The sequence below is a fragment of the Allochromatium palmeri genome (assembly GCF_009720725.1).
GTDB classification, from domain to species: domain Bacteria; phylum Pseudomonadota; class Gammaproteobacteria; order Chromatiales; family Chromatiaceae; genus Thermochromatium; species Thermochromatium palmeri.
Genome location: NZ_WNKT01000017.1, coordinates 11,580 through 29,018 on the forward strand (window position 1 = coordinate 11,580; position 17,439 = coordinate 29,018).

General features: G+C 63.9%; 25 protein-coding genes and 2 pseudogenes. 11 read left to right on the forward strand and 16 right to left on the reverse strand.

What is annotated here, in order from left to right:
- Positions 1–365: 365 nt before the first annotated feature.
- Complete coding sequence (locus GJ668_RS09455) at positions 366–890, reverse strand: P-loop NTPase family protein (RefSeq protein ID WP_155449916.1); 525 nt, start codon at positions 888–890, stop codon at positions 366–368.
- Here GJ668_RS09455 and GJ668_RS09460 point away from each other — a divergent pair.
- Positions 873–2,357: a transposase gene (locus tag GJ668_RS09460; RefSeq protein ID WP_155449917.1), complete on the forward strand. Its 1,485-nt coding sequence runs from the start codon at positions 873–875 to the stop codon at positions 2,355–2,357. The two genes, GJ668_RS09455 and GJ668_RS09460, sit on opposite strands and share 18 nt — an antisense overlap.
- Positions 2,358–2,440: 83 nt before the next feature.
- On the opposite strand, the gene GJ668_RS09465 is transcribed toward GJ668_RS09460, so the two are convergent.
- Together GJ668_RS09465 and GJ668_RS09470 are read right to left on the reverse strand one after the other, a co-directional pair.
- Positions 2,441–2,761: a hypothetical protein gene (locus GJ668_RS09465; protein ID WP_186343004.1), complete on the reverse strand. Its 321-nt coding sequence runs from the start codon at positions 2,759–2,761 to the stop codon at positions 2,441–2,443.
- A 117-nt stretch (positions 2,762–2,878) separates the two neighbouring features.
- Positions 2,879–3,190: a DUF134 domain-containing protein gene (locus GJ668_RS09470; protein WP_155449918.1), complete on the reverse strand. Its 312-nt coding sequence runs from the start codon at positions 3,188–3,190 to the stop codon at positions 2,879–2,881.
- A gap of 278 nt (positions 3,191–3,468) precedes the next feature.
- On the opposite strand from GJ668_RS09470, the gene GJ668_RS09475 reads away from it, so the two are divergent.
- The 7 genes from GJ668_RS09475 to GJ668_RS09505 are packed head-to-tail and all read left to right on the forward strand — an operon-like array spanning position 3,469 to position 7,687.
- Positions 3,469–3,711, forward strand: a complete 243-nt coding sequence (locus GJ668_RS09475) for a hypothetical protein (RefSeq protein ID WP_186343005.1) — start codon at positions 3,469–3,471, stop codon at positions 3,709–3,711.
- Positions 3,708–4,082, forward strand: coding sequence for a NifB/NifX family molybdenum-iron cluster-binding protein (locus GJ668_RS09480; protein ID WP_155449920.1), 375 nt, complete (start codon positions 3,708–3,710; stop codon positions 4,080–4,082). Before GJ668_RS09475 ends, GJ668_RS09480 begins: the two co-directional genes overlap by 4 nt.
- A 5-nt stretch (positions 4,083–4,087) precedes the next feature.
- Positions 4,088–4,972 (forward strand): 4Fe-4S binding protein, encoded by an 885-nt coding sequence (locus GJ668_RS09485; RefSeq protein WP_155449921.1) that lies wholly within the window; start codon positions 4,088–4,090, stop codon positions 4,970–4,972.
- Entirely contained in the window at positions 4,969–5,874 is a 906-nt protein-coding gene (locus tag GJ668_RS09490; protein WP_155449922.1) for a nucleotide-binding protein, read from the forward strand. Before GJ668_RS09485 ends, GJ668_RS09490 begins: the two co-directional genes overlap by 4 nt.
- Before the next feature lie 32 nt (positions 5,875–5,906).
- Complete coding sequence (locus tag GJ668_RS09495) at positions 5,907–6,278, forward strand: NifB/NifX family molybdenum-iron cluster-binding protein (protein WP_155449923.1); 372 nt, start codon at positions 5,907–5,909, stop codon at positions 6,276–6,278.
- Complete coding sequence (locus GJ668_RS09500) at positions 6,271–6,681, forward strand: formylglycine-generating enzyme family protein (protein WP_246194762.1); 411 nt, start codon at positions 6,271–6,273, stop codon at positions 6,679–6,681. The genes GJ668_RS09495 and GJ668_RS09500 overlap by 8 nt, the downstream gene beginning before the upstream one ends.
- A 19-nt stretch (positions 6,682–6,700) precedes the next feature.
- On the forward strand, positions 6,701–7,687 hold the full coding sequence (locus tag GJ668_RS09505) for a hydrolase (RefSeq protein ID WP_155449924.1): 987 nt from the start codon (positions 6,701–6,703) through the stop codon (positions 7,685–7,687).
- 116 nt (positions 7,688–7,803) lie between these two features.
- Here GJ668_RS09505 and GJ668_RS09510 read toward each other — a convergent pair whose 3' ends face one another.
- The 3 genes and pseudogenes from GJ668_RS09510 to GJ668_RS09520 all read right to left on the reverse strand — a co-directional run bounded on the left by GJ668_RS09510 (position 7,804) and on the right by GJ668_RS09520 (position 9,484).
- A complete protein-coding gene (locus GJ668_RS09510) occupies positions 7,804–8,457 on the reverse strand; it encodes a peroxiredoxin (RefSeq protein ID WP_155449925.1) in 654 nt (217 codons plus the stop codon).
- A gap of 181 nt (positions 8,458–8,638) precedes the next feature.
- Positions 8,639–9,042, reverse strand: a pseudogene (locus GJ668_RS21235) (hypothetical protein).
- A 4-nt stretch (positions 9,043–9,046) separates the two neighbouring features.
- Positions 9,047–9,484, reverse strand: coding sequence for a CoA-binding protein (locus GJ668_RS09520; RefSeq protein WP_155449927.1), 438 nt, complete (start codon positions 9,482–9,484; stop codon positions 9,047–9,049).
- 465 nt (positions 9,485–9,949) lie between these two features.
- Here GJ668_RS09520 and GJ668_RS21240 point away from each other — a divergent pair, with 465 nt between their 5' ends.
- Both GJ668_RS21240 and GJ668_RS21245 read left to right on the forward strand, forming a co-directional pair.
- Positions 9,950–10,102, forward strand: a complete 153-nt coding sequence (locus GJ668_RS21240) for a hypothetical protein (protein ID WP_222930770.1) — start codon at positions 9,950–9,952, stop codon at positions 10,100–10,102.
- Complete coding sequence (locus GJ668_RS21245; RefSeq protein WP_425482484.1) at positions 10,048–10,188, forward strand: PhnA domain-containing protein; 141 nt, start codon at positions 10,048–10,050, stop codon at positions 10,186–10,188. The genes GJ668_RS21240 and GJ668_RS21245 overlap by 55 nt, the downstream gene beginning before the upstream one ends.
- Positions 10,189–10,252: 64 nt before the next feature.
- Here the strand turns inward: GJ668_RS21245 and GJ668_RS09530 are convergent, their stop codons facing one another.
- From GJ668_RS09530 to GJ668_RS09560, 7 genes and pseudogenes are all read right to left on the reverse strand, one after another.
- Positions 10,253–10,714: a hypothetical protein gene (locus tag GJ668_RS09530; RefSeq protein WP_155449928.1), complete on the reverse strand. Its 462-nt coding sequence runs from the start codon at positions 10,712–10,714 to the stop codon at positions 10,253–10,255.
- Positions 10,715–10,787: 73 nt separating this feature from the next.
- Positions 10,788–11,213: a M48 family metallopeptidase gene (locus tag GJ668_RS20570; protein WP_155449929.1), complete on the reverse strand. Its 426-nt coding sequence runs from the start codon at positions 11,211–11,213 to the stop codon at positions 10,788–10,790.
- A 65-nt stretch (positions 11,214–11,278) separates the two neighbouring features.
- Positions 11,279–12,547: pseudogene (locus GJ668_RS09540) on the reverse strand (type I restriction endonuclease); the annotation flags it as partial.
- Positions 12,444–13,370, reverse strand: coding sequence for an Abi family protein (locus GJ668_RS09545; protein WP_155449931.1), 927 nt, complete (start codon positions 13,368–13,370; stop codon positions 12,444–12,446). The pseudogene GJ668_RS09540 and the gene GJ668_RS09545, both read right to left, overlap by 104 nt.
- A 369-nt stretch (positions 13,371–13,739) precedes the next feature.
- Entirely contained in the window at positions 13,740–14,210 is a 471-nt protein-coding gene (locus GJ668_RS09550) for a Fic family protein (protein WP_222930771.1), read from the reverse strand.
- Between the two features lie 42 nt (positions 14,211–14,252).
- Positions 14,253–14,582, reverse strand: a complete 330-nt coding sequence (locus GJ668_RS09555) for a WGR domain-containing protein (protein ID WP_343032198.1) — start codon at positions 14,580–14,582, stop codon at positions 14,253–14,255.
- Positions 14,572–15,369 (reverse strand): SDR family NAD(P)-dependent oxidoreductase, encoded by a 798-nt coding sequence (locus tag GJ668_RS09560; protein WP_155449932.1) that lies wholly within the window; start codon positions 15,367–15,369, stop codon positions 14,572–14,574. Before GJ668_RS09560 ends, GJ668_RS09555 begins: the two co-directional genes overlap by 11 nt.
- Before the next feature lie 220 nt (positions 15,370–15,589).
- Here GJ668_RS09560 and GJ668_RS09565 point away from each other — a divergent pair, with 220 nt between their 5' ends.
- On the forward strand, positions 15,590–16,363 hold the full coding sequence (locus GJ668_RS09565) for a M15 family metallopeptidase (RefSeq protein WP_155449933.1): 774 nt from the start codon (positions 15,590–15,592) through the stop codon (positions 16,361–16,363).
- Between the two features lie 77 nt (positions 16,364–16,440).
- Here GJ668_RS09565 and GJ668_RS09570 read toward each other — a convergent pair whose 3' ends face one another.
- Genes GJ668_RS09570 through GJ668_RS09575 form a run of 3 tightly spaced genes read right to left on the reverse strand, consistent with a single transcriptional unit; the run spans position 16,441 to position 17,435 of the window.
- Entirely contained in the window at positions 16,441–16,725 is a 285-nt protein-coding gene (locus tag GJ668_RS09570) for a YchJ family protein (protein WP_425482486.1), read from the reverse strand.
- A 24-nt stretch (positions 16,726–16,749) separates the two neighbouring features.
- The gene (locus GJ668_RS21250) at positions 16,750–16,839 is read right to left on the reverse strand and encodes an SEC-C metal-binding domain-containing protein (RefSeq protein WP_425482485.1); all 90 of its coding nucleotides are present in this window, start codon (positions 16,837–16,839) and stop codon (positions 16,750–16,752) included.
- Positions 16,836–17,435 (reverse strand): DUF938 domain-containing protein, encoded by a 600-nt coding sequence (locus tag GJ668_RS09575; RefSeq protein WP_155449934.1) that lies wholly within the window; start codon positions 17,433–17,435, stop codon positions 16,836–16,838. The genes GJ668_RS21250 and GJ668_RS09575 overlap by 4 nt, the downstream gene beginning before the upstream one ends.
- Positions 17,436–17,439: the final 4 nt, after the last annotated feature.

Genomic DNA, 17,439 nt, shown 5'->3' on the forward strand with positions numbered 1-17,439 from the left:
CCTCCCTGGCTTCGGACGAGCCACCGGCGCGGAGCCCATCGTCTCAGCTTCGGTTGATCATCGCTGGTGATGCAAGCTTGCGCCAGTTCGCATGGCAAGCTCGCACTCGGTAGGCACCCGAGAGTATTGCTGCAAGCGTGGCTGACACCAATGATCCAGGTCAATTAACACCTTATTTTTAGTCGAAGCGTGGATTCAAATGTTGTAGCCCAGTGCACTGGACAGGTGATCGTGGACGCAATACATAATGAATGCTGGTTTAATCGTGGCTCTGTCTGACTGATCAGCCGGTGTGGCTTGCACGTCATTCTGAAGGACAGATTTGCCGATGTTCACGACGCCGAGGCCGTCGTTCGACACGACACTCACAGCACCCGCCATACCAGCCGCTCCAGCCCGATGGCCACCACCGCGAGGATGCGCAGGTCGGTCAGGTCGTAACGCTTACGCAGGGTCGCGCCATAACGGCGTGCTTGTTCCGCCGCCTCGTCCAGCCGTGCGGCCACCGCCGGACGGGCAGCCAGGTCTCGCGCAGGCGTTCGACATAGAGGGCGCGGGCGACCGACCTCCTGGAGCGCCTTGAGGAAGTAGAGCGTCAGGGTTGGATTGTAAACCGAGGTCTCGGCGTCTTCGCTGAAACGATAGCCGTTGTAAAACGTGCGCATGGTGTTCAGAGCATCGGCGGGCGTCCAGGCCGAGGCGCCGGCACCCTCCGCCGCCAGCCGTTCCAGCACCGTCGTGACCTCGGATTCGGTGAAGCCGCAGAGCGTGTTGAATTTCGGCTCCAGATAGAGGGTTGCAACTGTTGCCTCATACCATAGCCAGACATAGATGAATGGGCTAATCTCTTCGGCATGAAGCGTCCAGCCAAAGTGCAGCGTACCTATCATACCCGGATCAGCGATCCCGACGAGAGGCTGGATGAGGTTCTGGACGGCTATGCGGAGGTGTATGGTCGCGCCGAGCGCGCGCTGTTGGCCGACCTGGCCCGTGGCGGCGATCCGGCGGCACTGAAGTCGGACTATCTGATTCGTTTCGGGCTGACGGCGCGGCAGTTCAATGCGATGGCGATCAACCTGAAAGGCAAGATCGCGTCGATCCAGGAACGGCGCGCGGGGCTGCTTGAGGAAGCCAGGGCACGGATCAAGAAAGCCGAGCAGGTGGTCGCCAAGCTCGATCAAGTGCTGTCCCAGCCGCTGGAGGCGGCCGAACGCCGCCGTCGCCTGAACACACGCCACCAGAAACAGCGCCGGCTGGCCCGGTTGCGCGCGCGTCTGGCCCAGCTCGAAGCCGACCGTGCCGATGATCGCGTGCGCCTGTGCTTTGGCGGTCGCAAGCGGTTTCACGCCCAGTTCGACCTGCACGCTAATGGCTACGACTCCCACGACGCCTGGCGAGCGGACTGGTGCCGCGCTCGCGCCAGCCAGTTCGTGGTGCTGGGGTCCAAGGACGAGACGGGCGGCTGTCAGGGCTGTGTGGCGGAGTATCTCGGTGAGCAGTGCTTTGCCCTGCGCCTGCGGCTTCCCAACGTACTCTGTCAGGAGGGCGACAAATACGTTCGCTTCGACATCCGGCTCCCTTACGGCACCGAGGCCCTGGTCGCGGCCCTGACCCTGGAGCAGGCCATCAGCTACCGCTTCCAGCGTGATGCCCAGGGCTGGCGGGTATTCATCACCACCCAGGCGCGCCCCTTCGAGCAGCGCAGCGACCGGCAACTCGGGGCGATCGGGGTCGATCTCAACGCCGATCATCTGGCCGTCTGCGAGACCGACCGTCATGGCAATCCCATCGCCTCACTCACCATTCCGCTCGTCACCTACGGCCTCGACCGCCACCAGACCCAGGCGCGCATTGGCGAGGCGATCAAGACCCTGATGGACTTCGCCCGTGACCGGGGGAAGCCGCTGGCCATCGAGAAACTCGACTTTTCAGCCAAGAAAGCGGCGCTTGAAGCCGAGGGCGGGCGCTATGCCCGGATGCTCTCGGCCCTGGCCTATGATCGGATCGTCGCCACGCTCAAAGCGCGTGCCCATGACGCCGGGCTTGAAGTCTTCAGCCGCCACCCGGCCTACACTTCGCTGATCGGTCGGGAGAAATTCGCCGAGCGCTACGGCCTCGGTCCCCATCACGCCGCCGCGCTGGTCATCGCGCGGCGCGCCTTGAACCTCTCGGAGCGACCCAATCGCCGCGCCGGAACCGCCCGCCCCCTACCCGTGAGGAATCGGGGGCGGCACGTCTGGGCGTTTTGGAGGCAGGTCGCCCGTGAGCAGCGACGGATGTACCGTACGGGCGGCCGGTCTACGGACCGATCCCGTGCGCCACCGACCCCTCGGGGCACGGCGCGCACGGCGACCTGATCGCCCGTGGCCGGCGCGATTCCGGCCCGCCAATCGTCGGCAGCACTGTTCGGCTGGCGTCCATGGAATGTTTTTCTATGGTTTCAGGAACGGTTCAGATAGGCGATTCCGATCCAGCCGCGCGGCTTGAGACCCTGATCCGGCGCCTCCGGGCCGGCGAGGCGGGAGCGCACGCGGATGCTGTCGCCCGGCTTCACTCGGATGCTGGAGCGCAACACCGAGATGACCTCCATCCGGTAGAGGGCTTCGTTGCCCGTTGTTGGCTGAACCTCCAACACCTTGACCTCCAGCGTGGCCGCCGCTCCCTTCGACGGTGAGGACTCAGCCCAGACTGCTCCCCACAGGACCGACAGCGCGCCGAGAGCGGCGATGGTCGCGATCCGAATCGCATCGAGTTTGAACATGACGGAATCCTCATCGGAGTGGATGTCGACCCGTGCGGCCTTGACCAGACCGTAACGGATTCCAGTCGCAGTCTAGTCGAGACGACGCGGAGGCGCGCTCGCTGGCCGCTTCACTGTCTACTCCTGATCCTGATCAATGGCTGATGACGAAGAACGCGGTTCGAGCACGAGCCGCCGGCCACCGATCAAGGCAGCGACGACAGTGTGCCGCGCCCGCGCCAGGGTGCGCGACAGCGTGGTGCGCGACACCCCCAGCCGTTCGGCCGCCTCTTCCTGGTACAACCCCTCGAGATCCATCAGACGCAGGGCTTCGAGCTCATCCGGGCGCAGCGTGAGGGTTTCGAGCTGACGTCCGCGTCGTCCGCAGGGTTTGAAGCAGAGTTCGCCGGGATCGAATCCAATCCGGCGTGTGCGGCGATGTCTGGGCATGAACAGGGACTCCTGGGTGGATGAACAACGATTGGACAGATTCTACTGAAACGCACATATGTGCGCTTGTTATTGCGAAATGTCAGGGTAAATGAATCAGGAATCGGCCGATACTTCCAGCACGGATGGCGATCCTATCGCGGTCCTGGAGTTTGGGTGGTTCCGATCCGATGTCGGACACCGAGACGTGAATTGATTCAGGTGGATAGGGCGTCGGGCCGATGCAATCACCGGCGTTCACGGCCTATCCGCCACCGACGAGGAGTCGAACAATGCCGATGCAAGATGGAACAGGTCCGCGTGGAGCCGGACGGGGTCAGGGTCGCGGTCAGTGTCAAGGACGTGGACGCGGTCCCTGTGGCGGCGGTCGACGCGCCATGGCCAGTCAGGGGTTCGGTCGCCTGGGGCGTTCGGAACCCGGTGTTTCTGCGGCCGCCAGGCCGTTGAGTGAAGAGATCGCCCAGCTGCGTGTGCGGCTGGAACAGTTGGAACATGGTGTCCTGTCGGAGTCGGCGCGATGAAACTGGCGCTCTCAATGGCTGGTGATACGCTCGATGCGGCCTTCGATGCCCGTTTTGGGCGCGCGCCCTTCTTCGTTCTGGTCGACAGCGAAAGCGGCGAGTGGACACGTCTCCCCAATCCGGCGTTGGAGGCCGACGGCGGTGCGGGCGTGCGCGCGGCGCAGTTCCTCGCCGCTCAGGGCGCAGAAGTCGTGGTCAGCGGCGCCTATGGGCCGAAAGCCTGGACCACGCTGCACGCCGCCGGCCTCCGCGCCTTACTGGCACCTGAAGGTCAGAATGCCCTGATCGGACGTCAGCTGCTGGACCAGTTTCGCGCCGGAACCCTGCGCGAGGCCGAGGCGGCCAGTCACGACGGTCATCACGGAGGCTGACGCCGATGCGTGTGGTGGTAGCCAGCGGTAAGGGCGGCACAGGTAAGACGACGCTTGCGACCGCACTGGCCCAGGTCGCAGCTGAAACCCAGGCGGTGCGCGTGCTCGACTGTGACGTGGAAGCACCGAACGCGGCACTGTTTCTACATCCGCAGTGGTCGAGCGGGGCCGAGGTCACGCGGCCCGTGCCGCGCGTGGACGCCGAGCGTTGCACCGCCTGCGGGCGCTGTGCCGAGGTCTGTCAGTTCAACGCTCTGGCTGTCGTCGCCGGCGCGGTGCTGGTGTTCGACGAACTCTGCCATGGCTGCGGACGCTGCACCTGGATCTGTCCCGAACAGGCCATTCACGAAGAGCCGCTGACGGTTGGTCAGATCGAAGCCGGCCGGACGCTTGAGGGCATCGATCTGGCGCAGGGTCTGCTGCGTATCGGTCAGCCGATGGGTCTGCCGGTGTTGCGCGCCCTGAAGCACTGGCCGCCCACGACCGCGTCCGCGTCGGTATCCGCCAGTCCGTTGCCCTGGATCGAGATCCGCGACGCTCCACCCGGCGCTTCCTGCCCCGTGGTCGAGACCCTGCGCGGGGCCGATGCCGTGGTGCTGGTGACTGAGCCGACCGCCTTTGGTCTGCATGATCTGCGGCAGGTGGTGGGCATCGTCCAGGAGCTGGGGTTGCCGGCCTGGGTGGTGATCAATCGCGACGGCATCGGCGAGGCCCCGATCGACGCCTATTGCGCTGAGCAAGGGCTACCGATTGCGCTCCGCCTCCCGTTGGAGCGGCGACTGGCCGAGGCCTTGGCGCGCGGCCAGTCGCTGCCGGAGGCCGCGCCCGAGTATCGCCCCGCGATACGCCATCTGTTGGAGCGTCTGCGGTACGAGGTGGGTGGATCATGAAAGAGATCGTGATACTCAGCGGCAAGGGTGGCACCGGCAAGACCAGTGTCACCGCCGCGCTGGCCCATCAGGCGTCGCTGACTCAACCGGGGCGCTGGCTACTGGCCGATGCCGACGTCGACGCCGCCAATCTGGCCCTGCTACTGGAGGCGCGCGCCACGGTGGCCGAGCCCTTCGTCAGCGGTGCGGTGGCGGTCATCGACCGCGACGCGTGTAGTGACTGTGGCGCCTGTGAAACGGCCTGCCGTTACGAGGCGCTGGCGCAGATCGATGGGCACTGGCAGGTCGATCCGATCGCCTGCGAAGGTTGCGGCGCCTGTCTCGATCGCTGTCCCAGCGGCGACCTGTCATTGGTGGCACAGACGGTCGGTACCTGTCGGCGTTCCGAGACGCCCTATGGTCCACTGCAACATGCCCATCTGAATCCGGGCCAGGAGAACTCGGGTAAGCTGGTCACAGCCGTCAAGCGTCGGGCGCAGGCTGAGGCTGAGGCCGGGGGCTGTGGGGGTCTCCTCGTCGATGGTCCGCCGGGTATCGGCTGTCCGGTGATCGCCGCCGTGTCCGGGGCCAGTCTGGCGTTGCTGGTGACTGAGCCGACGGTCTCGGGGCGCGAGGATCTGGAGCGCGCCCTGGCGACGGTGCGGCATTTCGGGGTACCGGCGCGGATCTGTATCAACAAGGCCGATCTCTATCCCGAGGGCGCACGCGCCATCGAGGAACTGGGCACAGCGCTGGGTGTGGCCACGATCGCCCGGTTGCCGTTCGACCTGAGCATGGCCGAGGCGCTGGCCGCTGGACGGCCGGTGACGGCCCACCGTCCCGAGGCACCGGTGAGCCTGGCGCTCGCCGAACTCTGGACAACCTTAGAAGCCCATCTCGCTGCCGAGGCTGGATCGGCTTGAGCACTGTTTCAATCCATTTGGAGCCTGACTGTATGAAAATCGCCATAACCGCTGAAACCGATCAGGGACTCGACAGTGCTGTGGCCCAGCATTTCGGGCACGCCCCCTATTTCGTGCTGGCCGAGTTGGAGGAGGGGGCCGTGCGGACCGCTGAGGTGGTGGCCAATCCCTTCGCTGAAGCGCATGAGCCGGGACAGATTCCCGCGTTCATTCACCAGCAGGGCGCCCAGGTGATGATCAGCGGCGGCATGGGCGGGCGTGCCATCGCCTTTTTTCATGAAGCCGGTGTCGAGACGGCCACCGGAGCGGCTGGAACGGTCGGCGAGGCGCTGCACGCCTATATGGCCGGGCGGCTGACGGGCGCGGCGCCCTGTGCCGAAAGCGTCGCGCATGGGCATGGGTGAGCGTCACCATCGCTTCGGACTGGCGTGCCTGCTGGCGATGGTCGGCGGGTTGCCGGCCAGCGTCGTCAGTGGTACGGCATCGGCCGATCCGGCGCCGACCCTGACCAATGCGCTCGGCATGAACTTCCGCCTGATCCCCGGCGGGAGTTTTCAGATGGGTTGCGATCCAGTGACGGCATCCACCGAAACCTGTCACAGCAGTGAGCAGCCGACCCATCGCGTCACTCTGGCCCCCTTCTATCTGGCCGAGACCGAAGTGACCCAGCGCCAGTGGACAGCAGTGATGGGCCGCAATCCGGCGCACTTCCAGGATCCCGACCGCCCGGTCGAACAGGTCTCCTGGGAGGATGCGCAAGCCTTCGTGCAGGCACTCAACCAGCGCCCGGAGCTGGGCGGCGGCTAAGGGACCGGCGTACTGACAGATGCACGATCACATCACAACGAGCCGCTTCCGCCCCGCCTGGTGGCTGCCCGGTCCTCATCTCCAGACCCTCTGGCCCAGTCTGATGCGCCGGCGTCCGCGCCTGGCGCTGACGCGACGCCGGATTGAGCTGGCCGATGGCGATTTCATTGATCTGGCCCTGGGCGCGCCATCCGGTCCACGGATACTGGTGATCCATGGGCTCGAAGGCAATCTGGAGTCGCACTATGCGGGCGGTTTGATGCAGGCGCTCTCACATGGCGGCTTCCAGCCGATATTCCTGTTTCTGCGCGGGTGCTCGGAGGAACCGAACCGGCTCGACCGTGCCTATCACTCGGGTGCGAGCGCGGATCTGGCCGAGGTGCTGGAGGTCTTGAGCCATGATCCCGAGGGCGCGCCGCTGGCCGCGATCGGCTTCTCGCTCGGGGCCAATTTGCTGCTCAAATATCTGGGCGAGACCCGCGCGCCACGGCTGCAACGGGCGGTAGCGGTGTCCGTGCCCTTCGTGCTGCGCGATGCCATGCTGCGGCTGGATCTGGGCGGCTCGCGTCTCTACCGACGCTATCTGCTGGGCAAGCTCAAGGCCAGTCTGCGGCGCAAGTTCGCCGAGCGCCCCTTTCCGTTGGATGTGGATCTGGACGCGATCCGCGACTTCAACCAGTTCGACGACCAAATCACCGCACCGCTCAACGGCTTCGCGGGCGTGTTCGACTATTACACCCGTGCCAGTTGTCGGCCCTTTCTGGCCGGCATCCACACGCCCACGCTCATCCTCCAGGCGGCGGATGATCCCTTCATGTTCCCCACGACGGTTCCTTGGCCGCACGAACTCGGTCCCGGCGTGACGCTCGAACTGGCCGCGCACGGCGGGCATGTCGGGTTCGTCGCCGGCCCCCGGCCCTGGAAGCCGCACTACTGGCTCGAAACCCGTGTGCTGGAGTATTTGCGAATCCAGGATCTGTCGTGTATCCAAAGGGCGCAACCGTGAACGGCTATACTGTCCTGAAGCTCGAACTGTCTGAGGACGTTCAAGCCAGCGCATAGACCAAGGCCCCGCTCACGGAGCTGGGGCCTTGGTTTCAGTCACACCCGTGGGTCAGGCGGTCAGAGCGACTTTTGGCAGAAGTACCAGTCGACGCACTCGTATTCGCCGCTAACGGCGCGCGCATTGGCCTCCTCCACACTGCCCGGCGGCGGGACGATGACCTTGTCGCCCGGCTGCCAGTTCTCGGGCGTGGCGACCTTGTTGGCATCCGAAGTCTGCATGGCTTTGACTAAGCGCAGAATCTCGTCGATCGAGCGGCCATTGCTCATGGGGTAGTAGAGCATGGCGCGCAGCACGCCTTGCGGATCGATGACGAAGGTGGCGCGAACCGCCGAGGTGTCGCTCGCGCCCGGCTGGATCATGCCGTAGGCATTGGCCACGGCCATCGACAGATCCGCGATGATCGGGAAGCCGATCTCAACGTCGAACTTCTCCTTGATGTTGCGCACCCAGGCGACATGGCTGTAGTGGCTGTCGATCGAGAGTCCGAGCAGTTCACAGCCGATGGCCTGGAAGTCGGCGTGACGGCGCGCAAAGCCCATGAACTCGGTGGTGCAGACCGGGGTGAAGTCGGCCGGGTGCGAGAAGAGCACCAGCCATTTCCCGCGATAGTCCTCCAGCGTCTTGCGGCCGTGGGTGGTCGGGGCGTCGAAGGCCGGTGCGGGTTCGTTCAGGCGCGGCATGCTGGGGGCCATCGTGGTGTCGTTGTTCATTGATTTGTCTCTCAAAACGTTGGAAGTGCGTGGATTGCGTCTTCTCTCGAGGCTGGGGTTAGCCTAGCGATCGCTCATGGATCTCGGAAGTTGTGTGTCGCGATGAAGAATGCCAACCACTCGGCAACTGTCGCCAGCAATCGGAGTGCCGCCGTGTCAACACTCACAGTCCGCCTTCAAGTCAGTTCAAGGACTTCAAGAGGGCGGCGACCGCCTGGAGTTCAGGCGCGTCGGGTGCCCAAGGCTCGGCCCCCAGTGCTTTCTGACGGCATTGATTGATCCGCTCTTCCAGCGTCACTTCGCGACCTAGAGAGGCGATGTACTTCGGGAAGGTCGCCGCGCGCCGCGCATCGTTGCTTCGATGGGTGTGTGGCAACTGGCGCACGAATAGCCGGCCGGGCCTTCAACGTGCTCCCAGAGAGCCTGGCCATCGGCGGGCGAAGCGGCCTGCGTCGGCGGCCCGACGAAACCCAGTGCGAGCGCGAGCAAGGCAGCGGGTGGAATGGTAGCTTTGAACACGGTCAGATTCCTGATTGAGGTCTTGATAACGCGGTGGTCGCCTCGCCTCGGGCGTGGCCGAAGCATCGACTCAATACTTTCCCGCCAACTTCATGATCGCCTTGTGGAGGCTGTGATAGGTCAGTCCGGGAGTCACATACATGACGGCACAGGTACCCGTGCGCAGGTTGATACCGGACTCCTTGGCGAGGGTGACCGCTTCCGGGGTGTCGTGTGCCATGTGGATCCAGACATCGCGCACTCCAGCCTGTGCGGCGGCGGCCACCCAATCGCGCGTCTCGCCCTTCGGCGCCTCAATGATCAGCGCCTCGACCGCTTCCGGCAGGTCCGCCAAGCTGGGATAGGCCGGATCTCCATCGATCTCCCGGGCGCTGGGATCGATGGCGTAGATGGTCTTGCCGAGCCGCTTGAGTCCACGATAGCTCAGGAGCGGAAAGGGCTTGGCTTCCGAGCGGCCAACGAGGGCGAAGCGCTGGTGGTCGAAGAAAGTCTCGTAATTCGATGGCATCAATAAAACTCCGAAGGTTTGGTAAGACTGGCTAGATATCGGTGTCTGGATCACTGTTCGCGGTGGGCGTCGGTGTTGAGCGCGAGCGGCTGCCAACCGATGCGGGGCACTGTGATCCGGAATTGAATCCAATCCAGGAGGACGCGGCGGCGGCTGGGCAGGCAGGAGCTCCTCTGGGTGGCGGGTGGCACGTGAATGGCCTCTATTGAAGCGCACATATGCGCGCTTTGCATTGCGAAATATCAGGGTATTGAAGTCGGAAATAGATTGACACTGTCGTGGTGCTCAGTGCCTGAGGCGGTGATCTGGGTCCGAGTGTTCTGGGCCGTGTCAGACGCCGTGGACCCGATGCACCGCCGCTGGCCAGCCTGCTTAGCTTTCGTGTCAGAGTGGACTGATCCGGTGTGATGCGCCCCCTTTCAAGACCAACCGATGACCACACCTCCACCCTGTCCCCGCTGCTCGATGGACAACACCTATCTCGACGGGGATCTCTACATCTGTGCCGATTGTGGCCATGAGTGGCCGCAACAGGGCGGTGACGAGGCGACGCGGACGCCATCGTGGTCAAGGACGCCAACGGGCAGATTCTTAGTGACGGCGATAGCGTGGTGCTGATCAAGGATCTCAAGATCAAGGGCATCCGGCAGGTGGGTGTCGATCATGGCCGAGCAGGGCCCCGTGATAGCAGGCGCGGAGCGTGAGCGCTCCTGGATGGGTGTCGGTGGGCATGGAGGATGCCCTCGATGGTCCGGTCAGCCGGATCGGCTAGCGATAGAACAGCGACATGATCGTCTGGCCCGGTGTGCCGGAGCCGCCGGGGACATAGTGGAGCGAGGCGGCACGATACTCTGGCCAGTCCCAGCCATAGACCGACTGGCGTCGATCCTGACTGTGCGGTGCTCCGAGTACGCGCGAGACGGTCGGGAGCAGGGCGCGGGTCTGATCCGGGCCGGGGATCCGGAGCAGGAGCGAGGCCACTCGCGGACTGTCGGGATGGGTCTCGACCTGGAGGGTGACGGCGCCATACTGACCCTCGAAGAGCGCGCATCCGGGATTCATGGGCGCGACAGGGTGCAGATAGTCCAGGCGCGGCACCGGTCGATCCTGGCGAATGTCGTCGAGGATCCGCTCGACCTCGGCGATGGGATCGGCCTGAACGGTCCCGAACGTCAGGAGCATGAGCAGCAGGCTCCACAGCGCCCCGCGTAACAGTGTTGTGAATGGCATAGCTCTGTGCTCCAGTGTTTGTACCGTGATCGTGTTCGCAATGTCTCAGCCACCCGTCGGACGTCTCCGTTGATTACTGCGCTGCAATGCGATTCAGAAGCGCCCGCTTGAGGCGATAGTCCGGCATGAGTTTTTCCAGCAGTGTCCAGAACCGAGGTCCATGATGGGGTTCTTTCAGGTGGCAAAGCTCGTGTGTGATGACATAGTCGATGCAGTCCTTCGGGGCTTGGATCAGCTCCAGGTTCAGGGTGATGCTTCCATCCGCCGCACAGCTTCCCCAACGTTTCTGCATCCGTCTGATCTTTAGGGCCGGGCGTGCAATTCCCTCGCGCTCAGCGCGTGCCAGACAGAGGGCGAACCGCTCCTGGAAAACCACTTCGGCACGCTCCCGAAACCATGCCTCAAGCCGTTTTCCGACCAAGATGGGGGTTGGTTCCTGGCAGGTCGTGATGTGAAAGTAACCGCGCAGACACTTGACGCTGTTCTCGTGACCCTGCAAGGCACGTAGCCGGTACTACCGCCCCAGGTAGCGATGGGTTTCGCCATTGATATAGCGTCGCGGCGGCCACAGGCCTGGAAGGTGCCCCACAGCTGTTTGTCGAGATCGATGCGGTCAGTGACCAGCACGATGCGGACGTTGGCCAGGGCCGGATGCAAGGCGAGCGCCTTGGCCAGCATCACCATGGTCAGTGATTTGCCGCTACCCGTGGTGTGCCAGATCACCCCTCCCAGGCGCCGTCCCTCGCGCAGCACGATGATGCGCCGCAGGGTTTCGTGGACGGCGAAGAACTGCTGATAGCGTGCCACCTTGCGCACGCCGGCATCGAACAGCACGTAACCATAGACATAGTCGAGTAGCCGGGCCGGACGCAGCATGGCCCACAGCACGCGATCCTGCTCTGTGGGCAGGCGCTCGCCGTCATCGAGCATGGCATTGAAATAGGGCAAGGCGGGATGCTCGCCGACCGCGCGTGCCGGAGTCAGAAAACGCGCACCGGCCTGCGGACTCAACGGATGATTGGCGGCAGCCTTGACGGCCGCCATCTCCTCGTCCTGCTCGCGCCAGTGTGCCCAGAATTTCTCCGGGGTACCGACGGTGCCGAACAGCACATCATTGACCGACGTGGCCAGGATCAGCTGGACATACTGGAACAGATGCGGGATTTGGTCGGGCTGCTGATAGTCGTCGAGCTGGCTGATGGCCACCTTGACCTGGGGTTTGCCGCCGACTTTGTCCTTGTCGCGGCGCTTGCATTCGATGACCACGAAGGGGAGGCCATTGATGAACAGCACCAGATCCGGTCGCCGGGTGGTCTTGGCTTTGCGGCGCTCCACGGCGAATTCATCGGTGACATGGAAGACATTGCGTTCCCAGTGCACCCAGTCGATGAAGGCAAGCGAGCGTCCCTTGCGTTCGCCCTGGATGGTTTCATCGAGACTGGTGCCGAGCGTCAACATTTTGTAGATCGTTTCGTTGGTATGGATCAGGCCATCGAAGGGGAGAGTGGTCAGGCGGCGTAGTGCCTCGTCGAGGCTGTAGGGCGAAAACGCATAGGTGTGGCCGCGCGTCTCGAAGCGGGCGTTTTTCTCCAACCAGGGCCGCAGGATACCGGTCAAGACCACCTGATCGAGTCGGCCGCCACGCAATTCCAGGGCCTCGTCCGGGGTCAGATAGGTCCAGCCGAGCGCTTCCAGAACCTGGATGGCGGGGATCTTGGAATCGAGGTCTTCAAGATACGGGTTCGCTTCCACGATGGTTCTCCGGTACAACGCGATCCCACAGGGGATGTGAGAGCCAAGTCGTTGGCAGGCCCATGGCGTGTTGAGCTGCACTGTTCAGATTGGCTGAAGTGATCAGGCGCGTAACACGTTGCTGCCAATGTTGTCCCTCGTGTTGACGGGCCATCATCTGGCGCAGCATGAGCAGTACGATAAAAACGCGGCGATTGGTCGGGGTAATTGGCGGAAGCCAGCGTGCATTATGTCGGGGCGATTCAGGTCCGACGGCCAGTTCGCGGTTCCACAGCCGCGCATGGTGTGCACAGAGGTTGCGAATGTAGTTCAGCGTCCGCAGCCATGAGCGCAGCACCGCATGGTGGACTCCGTACTCAGCCGCCACGGGGCGCTGCTGGTCAGGCAACATGCCTTCGTAAAGACGGGACAGGGCGCCAAATGGCAGGATTTCAGTGGCCATCCACAGCGGAAGATCAGGAAATTCGTCGTATCTGTCGCGAAAATGCGCGACAAAGATTTCACGAGAATTTTCGGCTTCTTGACGAACCTTGGCGAGCCATTCCGATTGTTTGAACGTATGACGGAAGTGTGCGGGATCGCAGTGGGCGAAGGGACCGAACGCCTGAGACAGGTGGTAAGTGATCGCGGTGCGTAGGGCGACTTCGACCCGCTCGATTGCATCCATGACCTGCAAGCGTAGATGACGGTCAAACTCGTAGAGTTGGACAGCGGCTGCAAACGAGGCGTCGGGCTTGAGGCTGTCGTCTGCGCGTTTGTATGGATGCCAGTAGGCACTGAGCCGATAGTAGCTGATCCGCGACAGAATCTCGGCTGCGGCGGCACGATCCTCGATGATCAGTCCTCGTGCGGCTAGTAATGTGACTTGCTCATCGAAGGTCAACGCGGGTTTAGCGTACTGCATGGGCGGCGTCCCAATCCTGTGGCCTAGACCACAGGCAATAAAAAACCCGCCATGGTTGCGCTGCCCAGTCGAAACCAAGCAAGCGTGGCGGGTGTGTTATGGAGAGTATAGGGCTTGGAAGTGTCAATTTCAATTGACACGAAATGACGTCAGCTGTGTCTACAAAAATAGACACCCAATGTTGCAATACCTTGGCGCGAGTAGACCGAGTGTCCCAGAAAAATACCCGCCAGGGTTGCGCGTCACGCAGCGGCAAGCCGGTGCGGAGAGGCGTGGCGGGTCTGTTACTAATCAGTATGGACGCGAGTGGCGTCTCGCGCAATCGGTGTTCCCAAGCACCAAGGGTGGTTGATCTGTGCGGGTTTCTGATCATGTCCGAATGTTGGCAAACGGCCGTGCCGGCGACTCACCCAACCGTTCCAGGCACTGACGGCCCTTGTCGGTTAGACGATAGTGCTGCAAGCGGCTATTGGGCTTGTCTGGAATCGTCATCTCGATCAGACCATCGCTCAGAGCAGGCTGGAGATAGCGCACGCGAAAGGACTTGCGGTCCCGCAGATCCAGAGCGGCTTGCAGTGTTTCGCGGGTCATTTCACCTCGGAGCGCCCGCAGTAGTGCGCCGACTTGGGGGCTGACTTGTGGTGCGACTTGGGGGCGAGTAGCGGCCAGGGCCTCGGCGAGCATTTGCAGCATGAAGGCGATGAAGGGCGCGCAATCCGTCTGGTCGGTGCTGTCCTGCAAGGCTTGGTAGTACGCGCTTTGATGCTCGAACACGAGACTTTCGACCGGCACGTCGGCGAACAGCGGATTCCAGTGCGCCAGAATCAGACTCTGCCACAACAGCGCAGCGATCCGGGTGATCCGCTGTTGTTCCGGCCAGCTTTATATTCGCTCCTGCTCCCGATAGCCATGCTGCCGGCGCCGTTTCCCGATCGCCATGATCTGCTGGAGTCCAGCCTCGCGCGACTCGACCCACACGAGGCGCTGTCCGCCCAGGTGTGAGCCGATCCCTCCCCAGCACTGGAGCAACGTCCAGTCGCCGAACAGGTCGCGGACCAGGGCGACGCTGTAGTAACGCTGCTTCTCCGGATGAATCCAGCGGCATTGAGACCGCTCGCCATCCGTGTGAGGACTGACCGGCCGACTCGGCGCTGTCTCCAGGCTCGGGCGACGTGTTGAATGGAGTGCGCCCATGTCGGCTTCACGCCGCATAGATCATGGTCCGGGTCATCCCGCCATCGACGATCAGGTTCTGGCCGGTGATGAATCCGGCCTGGTCGCCAGCCAGGAAGCGCACGGCGGCGACGATGTCTTCCGGCGCGCCGACCCGCCCGACGGCATGTTGGGCCTGATCGATCGGGCGATGGTGCGGGACGCGCCGATGGGCCGACTTCTGGAGCGGACCGGTCTCGATCCAGCCGGGGCTGATGGCGTTGACCCGGATCTCCGGTCCCAGACTGATCGCGGCGGCGTGGGTGAAGGCCAGCAGTCCGCCCTTGGCGGCGGCATAGGCTTCACACTGCGGTTCGGATTGCAGGGCGCGGGTCGAGGCGATGTTGACGATCGCACCACGGCGCTGGCGCAGTCCCGGAATGGCCGCGCGGGTGCAGAGAAAGGCGCCGGTCAGATGACTGTCCTGCCAGCGCCGCCAATCGGCCAGCGACAGCGTTTCGAACGGACCGCTCACCGGATCGGCCAGACCGGCGTTGTTGACCAGCAGATCCAGGCCGTCGGGTTGACCATCCTGAGCCTGCCAGGCCGCCAGTGCGGCGAAGGCGCGCTCGACGGCGGCTTCATCGCCGACATCGGCCTCCAGTCCGAGACAGGCGGAGGTCGCCCATTCAGCCGTCACCTCAGCCGTCACCTCAGCCAGCGCCTCGGCCTCCCGGTCGAGCACCGCCACGCGCCAGCCCTCGGCCAGGAATGCCTGAGCCAGAGCGCGACCGATCCCTTGGGCGCCGCCCGTGATGAGTGCCAGCGGTGTGTGGGTGTTCGACATCGTCGACAGGACTCCGGTATCGGTTTCGGACTTGGGCCGCCCACCGCCGCGCGGCGGGACTGGCCGACGGGGCTATACTCGCCCCCCATCCAATGGAGCTCACCATGATCGAGATCGCATACAGCGTCAAGGGCCGCTGGCTGGCGTCCAGTGTGGCCCTGGCACGGCTCGATCTTGGGTATCATGAGGACTCCTTCAGCATCTGATGGGGCATTCACGTATGTCATTGATCCGCGCCTGTCGCCTGTGGTCGGCGATCCTGATGGCCGCCGTCGCTGTTTCAGCCGCCGCCGAGCCACTGCCGGAGGGCTTCGTCCATCTCCAGACGCTGGCCCCGGAGATCGTGCAGGACATGCGTTATCACGGCGCCTATAACTTCATCGGCCAGCCCATCGATGGCTATCTGGCCCCCTCCTGCATCCTGACCCGTCAGGCGGCCGAGGCACTCCAGGCCGTCCAGACCGAGGTGTCTCAACAGGGCCTGCGGGTGAAGGTGTTCGACTGCTATCGCCCAACCCGTGCCGTGGCGCACTTCGTGCGCTGGAGTCAGGACGTCGCCGACCAGCGCATGAAGCTCGCCTTCTATCCGCGTGTCGACAAGGCCGACTTCTTCCGCCTGGGCTATGTGGCCGAACGCTCGGGGCATTCGCGCGGCAGCACGGTGGATCTGGTGCTGGAGCCGATCGAGGCGCCGGCTGATGTTTCTGCGATGCTCGACGAACGCCCGCTGGTCGACTGCACGGCCCCGCACGCCGACCGCTATCCGGACAGCGCCCTCGACTTCGGCACCGGCTTCGACTGCATGGATCCGCGCTCGCATCCGGATAACACCAAGGTTTCCGCCGCTGCCCAGGCCAATCGCGCCCGACTCACCGCCGTCATGGTCCGGCACGGCTTCCGGCCTCTGCCCGAGGAGTGGTGGCATTTCACGCTGGATGACGAACCCTTTCCCGACACCTATTTCGACTTTCCGGTGACGGACCCCGGCGACTGAAGCATGGGGAGCTGGCCCAAGCCGCCATCCCACTGTTGCACAAACGGGTGCGCAGTCTGCGCTTCCATCAACTCAACTCAACTCAACTCGCCCTCGACATAGAACCAGCGCCCGTGCTCGCGCACGAAGCGACTGCGCTCCTGGAGGCGTTGGGCGCGGCCTTGGAACTTGGAACGGGCGACGAACGTCATCCAGCTCTCCTGATCGGCCGCGCCCCCGGCTTCGGTACTCAGGATCTTGAGACCGAGCCAGCGCAGGCCCGGCTCCAGGGTCAGTGTGGCCGGGCGGGTCGTCGGATGCCAGGTGGCGAGCAGATAGTCGGTCTGCCCGGTAGCAAAGGCGCTGTAGCGCGAGCGCATCAGAGCTTCGACCGTTGGCGGGAGCGTCTAGCCGGACAGATAGGGATCGCAACAGTCGTCGAAGGGGCGACCGGAGTCGCAGGGACAGGATGCGTTGGACAGGGTTTGAACGTTCATATCCGCTCCCACACCAGGGTGAAGTTGTTTACGGGCATGGCGTGCTCGGCGACAGGTTGCAGACCATGCGCCGCCGCGAACGGCTCAAGCTGGCGCTGGTCGCGCACCCCCATCGCCGGATCCTGGTCGCGCAGCCAGGCATCGAAGCGGGCATTGCTCGGGCTGGTGTGTCGGCCATCACGACTGAAGGGACCATAGAGCGCGAACAGGCCGCCCGGTTCCAGATGGGCGCCGACACCGGCGAACATCGCCTCAACGGCGTCGAGCCCCATGATATGAGCGGTATTGGCGCTGAAGATGGCCTCGAAGCACTCGGTCGGCCAGGATTTCAGCACATCGAGTTCCAGCGGTGGCGGGAGGTTGCTCAGACCCGCCTCGGCGATCCAGAGGCGAATCCCTGGAAGCTGCTCGGCCCGATCGCTGCATTGCCAGGTCAGATGGGGGAGGGCGGCCCCAAAGTAGATCGCATGTTGTCCGGTGCCGCTGCCGATTTCGAGCAATCGGCGGCGCGGATGCAATAGGGGCGCGAGCACCGCCAGGATGGGATCGCGGTTCTGGTCGCAGGACTCGGCATAGGGCTTGTCGACGGGGGGCATGTGG

Bases quoted from the DNA above. Each gene is read 5' to 3' on its own strand.
- GJ668_RS09455 (WP_155449916.1), bottom strand. From the start codon at position 890: ATGATAGGTACGCTGCACTTTGGCTGGACGCTTCATGCCGAAGAGATT.
- GJ668_RS09465 (WP_186343004.1), bottom strand. From the start codon at position 2,761: ATGTTCAAACTCGATGCGATTCGGATCGCGACCATCGCCGCTCTCGGC.
- GJ668_RS09470 (WP_155449918.1), bottom strand. From the start codon at position 3,190: ATGCCCAGACATCGCCGCACACGCCGGATTGGATTCGATCCCGGCGAA.
- GJ668_RS09475 (WP_186343005.1), top strand. From the start codon at position 3,469: ATGCAAGATGGAACAGGTCCGCGTGGAGCCGGACGGGGTCAGGGTCGC.
- GJ668_RS09480 (WP_155449920.1), top strand. From the start codon at position 3,708: ATGAAACTGGCGCTCTCAATGGCTGGTGATACGCTCGATGCGGCCTTC.
- GJ668_RS09485 (WP_155449921.1), top strand. From the start codon at position 4,088: ATGCGTGTGGTGGTAGCCAGCGGTAAGGGCGGCACAGGTAAGACGACG.
- GJ668_RS09490 (WP_155449922.1), top strand. From the start codon at position 4,969: ATGAAAGAGATCGTGATACTCAGCGGCAAGGGTGGCACCGGCAAGACC.
- GJ668_RS09495 (WP_155449923.1), top strand. From the start codon at position 5,907: ATGAAAATCGCCATAACCGCTGAAACCGATCAGGGACTCGACAGTGCT.
- GJ668_RS09500 (WP_246194762.1), top strand. From the start codon at position 6,271: ATGGGTGAGCGTCACCATCGCTTCGGACTGGCGTGCCTGCTGGCGATG.
- GJ668_RS09505 (WP_155449924.1), top strand. From the start codon at position 6,701: ATGCACGATCACATCACAACGAGCCGCTTCCGCCCCGCCTGGTGGCTG.
- GJ668_RS09510 (WP_155449925.1), bottom strand. From the start codon at position 8,457: ATGAACAACGACACCACGATGGCCCCCAGCATGCCGCGCCTGAACGAA.
- GJ668_RS09520 (WP_155449927.1), bottom strand. From the start codon at position 9,484: ATGCCATCGAATTACGAGACTTTCTTCGACCACCAGCGCTTCGCCCTC.
- GJ668_RS21240 (WP_222930770.1), top strand. From the start codon at position 9,950: ATGGACAACACCTATCTCGACGGGGATCTCTACATCTGTGCCGATTGT.
- GJ668_RS09530 (WP_155449928.1), bottom strand. From the start codon at position 10,714: ATGCCATTCACAACACTGTTACGCGGGGCGCTGTGGAGCCTGCTGCTC.
- GJ668_RS09545 (WP_155449931.1), bottom strand. From the start codon at position 13,370: ATGCAGTACGCTAAACCCGCGTTGACCTTCGATGAGCAAGTCACATTA.
- GJ668_RS09555 (WP_343032198.1), bottom strand. From the start codon at position 14,582: ATGCGGCGTGAAGCCGACATGGGCGCACTCCATTCAACACGTCGCCCG.
- GJ668_RS09560 (WP_155449932.1), bottom strand. From the start codon at position 15,369: ATGTCGAACACCCACACACCGCTGGCACTCATCACGGGCGGCGCCCAA.
- GJ668_RS09565 (WP_155449933.1), top strand. From the start codon at position 15,590: ATGTCATTGATCCGCGCCTGTCGCCTGTGGTCGGCGATCCTGATGGCC.
- GJ668_RS21250 (WP_425482485.1), bottom strand. From the start codon at position 16,839: ATGAACGTTCAAACCCTGTCCAACGCATCCTGTCCCTGCGACTCCGGT.
- GJ668_RS09575 (WP_155449934.1), bottom strand. From the start codon at position 17,435: ATGCCCCCCGTCGACAAGCCCTATGCCGAGTCCTGCGACCAGAACCGC.